The sequence below is a fragment of the Protofrankia symbiont of Coriaria myrtifolia genome (assembly GCF_900634755.1).
GTDB classification, from domain to species: domain Bacteria; phylum Actinomycetota; class Actinomycetes; order Frankiales; family Frankiaceae; genus Protofrankia; species Protofrankia coriariae.
The window spans coordinates 22,496-29,317 of the sequence record NZ_CAAAFS010000185.1; the positions used below are offsets into that span (position 1 = coordinate 22,496).

Below are 6,822 nucleotides of genomic sequence, written 5' to 3' on the forward strand. Positions count from 1 at the left end.
TCGACACCGGAATCTGAGTCTGTCGTAACCGTGACAGACCTTTTCCTCGATCATGCCGGCGCGGCAGGCTACGGCATGAGCCCAGAACAGGATACGCCGCCCTGCGTCGGCATCCGAGGATGTGCCGGCAGGCGGCCGATCGCCGTCCGGACGGGGGAGCGGAATGGATGGACGTTCAGGGTCGGATATCGCGGCGGAGAATACGGTGCGCGGAGCGGGCGACGCCTCCACCCGGCCCGTACGGATTCTGCTGGTCAACGACCATCCTGTCTTCCTGGCGGGGCTGCGTGCGCTGTTGGAGGCCACCGCGGTGGGTGAGGTGGTCGGTGATCTCACGAACGGCACCGACATCATCCCCGCGGCTCGACGGCTGCGCCCGGATGTCGTCATCTTCGATTTCGACGACGACGACAACGATGTGCTGATGTTGATCCGGCGCATCTCGCGGGAATGCCCGCAGACCGCCGTACTCGTCCTCACCAGGCGGCATGACTACCGGACCGTCGCGGCCGTGGTGCGGGCCGGCGCCCGCGGATGCGCCTTCAAGGCCGCGCGGCCGGGGGACCTTGCGCGCGCGGTGGAGGCGGTCAGCCGCGGCGAGGTGATCTTCGGCGCCCATGTCGCCGACGGCGTGTTACGCCACTTCGACGCTGCCGGGGCGGAGCAGCCTCCGTTCCCCGAGCTCACCGAGCGGGAGCGCGTGGTGCTGTGCCTCGTCGCGGACGGCTACTCCACGGCCGCCATCGCCGGCGAGTTGGCCCTCACCACGAAAACGGTGCGCAACTACCTGTCGAAGATTTTCGCGAAACTGGAAGTGCGGGACCGCGCCGAGGCCGCGGTCATTGCCCGGCGTGCCGGGCTCGGGGGCTGAACAGCCCGCGGAATGAACCCCCGGGAAATCTCGTGCAATCACTGCGGCCACCCGCTGCCGACAGCATATATCGGCGACTGCCCTCTCCAGGACAGTGAGGTACGTCACCGCGCAGGATGTGCATTGTCGTCCAGCCGACTCCGCCACCACCCATCTCCGCCTTTTGTCGAAACCGCGACCCGGAAGATTCCCAGGCGGTTGGGACATCTGACTCATGACACTGGGACAAACCATCGGAGACGATGAAACAGCCGCAAGGCGATGACAGGTGGACCGTGAGATCACCGAACAGCCGAACAACGGCATCCGACCGATAGGCGTCCGGCCGGCCGGTGCGCGCCGAAAGCGCCGGCCGGTGTTGTTCACCGGCGTTCCCGCGGGGAGGCCCTACTGAAAGCCGTGGCAGTCCGGTCAGCACCGAACGGCGAGACGGTACCGGCCCTGGGGGGTGACGGTTCGCCCGCCGGTCGCCCGGCGGCGGATTTCCCCGAAGCGGAACGCGGCACAGCAGGACGTGGCACAGAGGTGAAGGTGGAACCATGCAAAGGACGTTGATCGTCGCAAAGGTCGCGCCGGGAACGGAAGCCGAGGTCGCGCGTATATTTGCAGCCTCGGACCGTACCGGCCTGCCCCAGGTCGCCGGGGTTTCGCACAGATCCCTTTACAGCCTGGGTGACCTGTATGTTCATCTGCTCGAAACCGAGCATGAAAGCTCCCGTGTGCTGGCCGACATCAGCGGCCAGGAGGAGTTCGGGCGGGTGACCGCGGAGCTGGCGCATTTCATCCAGCCCTATCTGCCCACCTGGCGGTCGTCCCGGGACGCGGTGGCGCGCTGCTTCTACACCTATGAACCGGACGGTTCCCCGGCGAGGCGTGTCGCGACCGGGCCGGCGCGGGCCGAGGCATGAGCCCGGCGGCCACCACCACGGCCAGCGCCGAATGGGTGCGCTGCCGGGCCTGCTCCGCCCTCGTCTACAGGAAGCGGTTCGCGCGCAACCTGTTCGTCTGCCCCGAATGCGGTGACCACGGGCGGGTCGGCGCGCGTCAGCGGATCGGGCACCTGCTCGACCCGGACAGCTTCACCCCCCTCGAGCTCACCCCGACCGGCTACGACCCCCTCGATTTCTCCGACGGCAGGCGGTACGAGGAGCGCTGGCACGACGCACGCCGCCGCACCGGTCTGCCCGAAGCGGTGCTGTGCGGCACGGGCCGCATCGGCGGACGCGAGCTGGCCGTCGCCGTCATGGACTTCTCCTTCATGGGCGGCAGCCTCGGTTCCGCCGCCGGAGAAATGATCACATTGACCGCGGAGCTGGCCCGGGAACGCCGGTTGCCGTTCGTGGTCGTCACGACCTCGGGAGGCGCCCGCATGCAAGAAGGCGTCCTGTCCCTGATGCAGATGGCGAAGACAAGCATCGCGATAGGCCAGCTGCGCCGCGACGGGCTGCTGACCGTCAGCGTCGTCACCGACCCGACCTACGGTGGTGTGGCAGCCTCCTTCGCCACGAACACCGACGTGGTCCTGGCCGAGGCCGGGGCCCGGCTCGGCTTCGCCGGCCCCCGGGTCGTCCGGCAGACCACCGGCGAGCGGTTGCCCGACGGCTTCCAGGGAAGCGACTTCCTCGCCGCCCGGGGGCATGTCGATCTGGTCGTGAAACGCGCCGAGCTGCGCTCCTGCCTGAGCAGACTGCTGGCGGTGGCCGCACCCGGGCGTCGCCCGATGGCGGCCAGGCCGGCCGTCCGTGAGCCCCGGCCCCCGGCGCCGCGACAGGAACATGATCCGGTCGCCGCGGGCGCGGCGGCACGGGTGCTGATCCGGGATCCACGGCAGCTGCGCGACCGCGACCCATGGGAGCGGGTACGCCTGGCCCGCGACCTTGGCCGCCCCACCACCCTCGACCTCGCCGCCCGGGCGTTCGACTCGTTCCTGGAGCTGCGGGGCGACCGGACACACGGCGACAGCCCGGCGATCGTCGCCGGACTGGCCGAGATCGGCGGTGTGCCGGTGGCGGTGGTCGGCCACCAGAAGGGGCACACCACCGCGGAGCTGCTCAGCCGTGACTTCGGCCTGGCCAAGCCGGAGGGGTACCGCAAGGCGCTGCGCATCATGGAACTGGCCGAACGCCTCGGCCTGCCCGTCGTGACGCTGGTCGACACTCCCGGCGCGCACCCGGGGGTCGAGGCAGAGGAACGCGGCCAGGCCTCGGTGATCGCCAACGCCATCCAGCGGATGAGCGCGTTGCGGGTACCGGTGGTGTCGGTTGTCACCGGCGAGGGCGGCAGCGGGGGCGCGCTCGCCCTTGCCGTGGCCGACCAGGTACTCATCGTCGAAAACGGCGTCTACACGGTCATCAGTCCCGAAGGATGCTCCGCGATCCTGTGGAACAACAGCGCCCGCGCCCCCGACGCGGCCCGCTCACTGGGCCTGGACCCGCAGACGCTGCTGCGGGCCGGCATCGTCGACGCGGTCGTGCCCGAACCACCCGGAGGCACGCAGGCCGACCCCGGGACGGCCGCGGACACCCTGCGCGCGGCCGTGCTCGAAGCCCTCCTCCCGCTGCTGGCCGTACCGCCCGACGAACTCGTGGCCCGGCGTGCGGCCCGATTCCGCGGCTTCGGCGCGGAATCGGTGGACGTACCGGCCCGCACCGGACGTCGGCAGGAGCAGGAATATGCGCAGGTGCCGGCATGACCCGCGACGAGACCCCCCACAAGACCCCCGAGGTGGCGCCCGACGGGCGGATCGGGCTGCTCGCCGCGATGCGGGAGCACGCCAGCCGCCTCACCCGCGACCTGCCCGGCCAGCCCAGCCGCCTGCGGCTGCGCTCCGGCGACGTCGTTCTGGAGGTGGAGTGGGCAGCCCCGCCGGCCCCCGCGGCCGGCTCGCCGCCGGCGGCCGGGCCTTTACCCGCAGGTGCGGCCGACAGCAGCGGCATCCAGCCGGCGCGGCAGACGAGCGGTGCCGAGGCGTCCGACACGCCGTCCGGGCCGGTTGTCACCGCGCCCATGGTCGGGACCTTCTACCGCTCCCCGCAGCCGGGGGCGGAGCCGTTCGTGCAGGTCGGCGACCTGGTCGAACCGGGGGACACGGTCGGAATCCTGGAGGCGATGAAGCTGATGAACCCGGTGCGCGCCGAGGCCGCCGGCAAGGTCGACCGGATCGCCGTCGCCGACGGGGAGCCGGTGGAGTTCGGGCAGGTGCTCATCACGCTGGTGCCCGTCGGATGAGCGGGGTGGCCAGCGGCGCGACCAGCGGCGCGACACATGGGGTGACGTGAAGTGTTCCGGAAGGTACTGATCGCGAACCGTGGGGAGATCGCGGTGCGGGTGGCGCGGGCGTGCCGCGAGCTCAACCTCGCGGTCGTGGGCGTGCACTCCACCGCGGACGACGTCGAGGCGCTGCGCCGGCACGTGGACGAGACCGTCTGCATCGGGCCGGGCCCGGCAGGACGCAGCTACCGCAACGCCGCGGCGCTGGTGGAGGCGGCCCGCAAGACCGGCGCGGACGCCGTCCACCCCGGCTACGGGTTCCTGTCGGAGGACCCCGACTTCGCCGAGATCTGCGCCGCCAACGATCTGGTGTTCATCGGGACGCCCGCGCAGGTCATGGCCTGCCTCGGTGACAAGAGCACGGCGCGCACCCTGATGCGGGAGGCCGGGCTGCCGCTGCTGCCCGGCAGCCTCGAGGTACCCGGCGACGTCGACGAGGCGGCCCGGCTCGCCGCCACCGTCGGCTATCCCGTCATCATCAAGGCGGCCGCCGGCGGCGGGGGCAACGGGATGACCGTCGTGCGCGAGCCCGGCGGCTTCGCCCGCGCGTTCGCCGAGACCCGCGCCGTGGCGCGCGCGGTCTTCGGTGACGACCGGGTCTACGTCGAGCGCTATCTGGAACGGGCGCGGCACGTCGAGGTACAGATCCTCGTCGACGACCAGGGCACGGGGATCCACCTCGGCACCCGGGAGTGCTCCGTGCAGCGACGCCACCAGAAGCTGCTGGAGGAGGCGCCCGCGTCGGGGCTGGATCCCCAGCAGGCCGCCGTGATCGCGCGGGACGCCGTCCACGGCGCGCTCACCGCGGGCTTCCGCGGCGCCGGCACGGTCGAGTTCCTGGTGGACGCCGACGGCCGGCACTACTTCATGGAGATCAACTGTCGGATTCAGGTCGAGCACCCGGCCACCGAGATGGTCACCGGCTGCGACATCGTCCCGTCGCGGCGGGCCTGCCGCTCAGCCTGACCCAGCAGGACGTGCAGATCCGCGGCACCGCCCTGGAGTGCCGGGTGAACGTGGAGGACCCCGCCAACGACTTCAGGCCGACCCCCGGCCGGATCGAGCGCTTCCTCCCGCCCGGCGGCCCGTTCACCCGGGTCGACACCCACGCCTGGCCGGGGTACGTCGTCGGGCCGCACTACGACTCGCTGCTGGCCAAGGTCGTCGTCTGGGCACCACGGCGCGACGAGGCGATCGCGCGGGCCGACCGGGCACTGGCCGAGTTCGAGGTAGCCGGCCCGGGCGTGCGGACCACCATCCCGTTCCTGCGCCGCGTCCTCGCCGACGAGGAGTTCGCCAGCGGGCGTTACGCGACGTCCCTGGTCGACCGCCTGCTGGCCGGTACGCCACCGGAGCCGGGCAGGTGGCGCTGAACCACGGCCGCCCGTCCAGCCGGAGAAAGCCCTCTGGCCCCTCGGCCTTCCTGCGGTGCGGATCGGCGAGCCAACAAACAGGCGAACAGAAACTCGCGGAAAAAGAAACTGACGGAAATCCGAGCGGGAAAAGAACAGAAAGGGAAGAAGAATTGTGAGCACGAACGAGACGATCACACCGGTCACACCGGCGGAGATCGAGAACATCCTCGTCGCGGAGACGGGAGTGGACCCCGAGACGATCCGTGCCGGTGGTGGCACAACCCCCTGGTTGACCTCGGCATCGACTCGCTCGCGGTGCTGCAGCTGCAGGGCGCGCTGGCCGACAGGTTCGGCGTGGAACTGCCCGAGGAGGCCGGTGGCTGGACCGTCACCCGCATCGTCGCCTTCGTCAACGGCGACCTCGCCAGGAGGCGCTGACATGGCCGGGCACACGGAGAACACGATCGTCATCAGCGCGCCGTTCGACCTGCTCTGGGACGTCACCAACGACCTGGAACGCTGGCCGGCCCTGTTCACCGAATACGCCTCGGTCGAGGTACTTGAGCGGATCGGCGCGACGGTGCGCTTCCGGCTGACGATGCACCCCGACGAGCAGGGACGGGTCTGGTCGTGGGTGAGCGAACGGACCCCGGACCGGCAACGCCGGGAGGTCCGCGCCCATCGGGTCGAACCCGGCCCGTTCGAGTACATGCGAATCCACTGGCGCTACGACGACGGCAACGACGGCGAGGGCGTCCGGATGACCTGGATTCAGGACTTCGCGATGCGGCCCGACGCGCCGGTCAACGACGCGGGCATGACGCAACGGATCAACACGAACTCCGCCATCCAGATGGACGTCATCCGGCGCCGGGTCGAAGCCCTGGCGGCGGTGTAGCCGGCCGCCCGCGCGGCGACGGAGAGGGGAACATCCATGAGCAGCATCGGACCCAAGGTCCTGTCCATCCACGACGTACCACCGAACACCCGCCGGGGCGGTGACATCCGGACCCTGCTGTCACCGGCCACCGTCGGCTCGACGTCAGGTTTTCTCGGGACGCTGACCCTGCGGCCGGGGGAGGTCGTCACCGAGCACTGGCATCCGTACTCCGAGGAGTTCCTCTACTGCGTGACCGGGAACATCACCGCACGTCTCGACGGCCAGGACACCGCGCTGCCGGCCGAGCACGGCCTGCTGATCCCCCTGGGTATGCGCCACCGGCTGGTCAACACCGGCGACGAGACGGCGTTCCTCGTCTTCCACCTCAGCCCGCTGGCCCCACGGCCGGACCTCGGCCATGTCGACACCGAGCCCCTGCCCCTGCC

7 protein-coding genes and 1 pseudogene are annotated in these 6,822 nt (G+C 70.8%); all 8 read left to right on the top strand.

The window, feature by feature from the left end; translation table 11 throughout:
• Positions 1-205 precede the first annotated feature (205 nt).
• Positions 206-871, top strand: a complete 666-nt coding sequence (locus tag CM1CMNOD_RS10645) for a response regulator transcription factor (RefSeq protein WP_013873655.1) — start codon at positions 206-208, stop codon at positions 869-871.
• A 539-nt stretch (positions 872-1,410) separates the two neighbouring features.
• Positions 1,411-1,779 carry a TcmI family type II polyketide cyclase gene (locus CM1CMNOD_RS10650; RefSeq protein WP_013873656.1) on the top strand — a complete coding sequence of 123 codons (369 nt, stop codon included), beginning with the start codon at positions 1,411-1,413 and terminating at the stop codon, positions 1,777-1,779.
• Positions 1,776-3,563 carry an acetyl-CoA carboxylase carboxyltransferase subunit alpha/beta gene (gene accA, locus CM1CMNOD_RS10655; protein ID WP_013873657.1) on the top strand — a complete coding sequence of 596 codons (1,788 nt, stop codon included), beginning with the start codon at positions 1,776-1,778 and terminating at the stop codon, positions 3,561-3,563. The genes CM1CMNOD_RS10650 and accA overlap by 4 nt, the downstream gene beginning before the upstream one ends.
• The gene (gene accB / locus CM1CMNOD_RS10660; RefSeq protein ID WP_013873658.1) at positions 3,560-4,099 is read left to right on the top strand and encodes an acetyl-CoA carboxylase biotin carboxyl carrier protein; all 540 of its coding nucleotides are present in this window, start codon (positions 3,560-3,562) and stop codon (positions 4,097-4,099) included. The genes accA and accB overlap by 4 nt, the downstream gene beginning before the upstream one ends.
• A gap of 51 nt (positions 4,100-4,150) precedes the next feature.
• Positions 4,151-5,514 (top strand): annotated as a pseudogene (locus CM1CMNOD_RS10665) (acetyl-CoA carboxylase biotin carboxylase subunit).
• 297 nt (positions 5,515-5,811) lie between these two features.
• A complete protein-coding gene (locus CM1CMNOD_RS23030; RefSeq protein ID WP_013873659.1) occupies positions 5,812-5,934 on the top strand; it encodes a hypothetical protein in 123 nt (40 codons plus the stop codon).
• 1 nt (position 5,935) lies between these two features.
• Positions 5,936-6,394 (top strand): SRPBCC family protein, encoded by a 459-nt coding sequence (locus CM1CMNOD_RS10675; RefSeq protein ID WP_013873660.1) that lies wholly within the window; start codon positions 5,936-5,938, stop codon positions 6,392-6,394.
• A gap of 36 nt (positions 6,395-6,430) precedes the next feature.
• Positions 6,431-6,822 (top strand): cupin domain-containing protein (locus CM1CMNOD_RS10680; RefSeq protein ID WP_131773969.1); only part of this gene is annotated, 392 nt, incomplete at its 3' end.

Bases quoted from the DNA above. Each gene is read 5' to 3' on its own strand.
- CM1CMNOD_RS10650 (WP_013873656.1), top strand. From the start codon at position 1,411: ATGCAAAGGACGTTGATCGTCGCAAAGGTCGCGCCGGGAACGGAAGCC.
- accA (WP_013873657.1), top strand. From the start codon at position 1,776: ATGAGCCCGGCGGCCACCACCACGGCCAGCGCCGAATGGGTGCGCTGC.
- accB (WP_013873658.1), top strand. From the start codon at position 3,560: ATGACCCGCGACGAGACCCCCCACAAGACCCCCGAGGTGGCGCCCGAC.
- CM1CMNOD_RS10675 (WP_013873660.1), top strand. From the start codon at position 5,936: ATGGCCGGGCACACGGAGAACACGATCGTCATCAGCGCGCCGTTCGAC.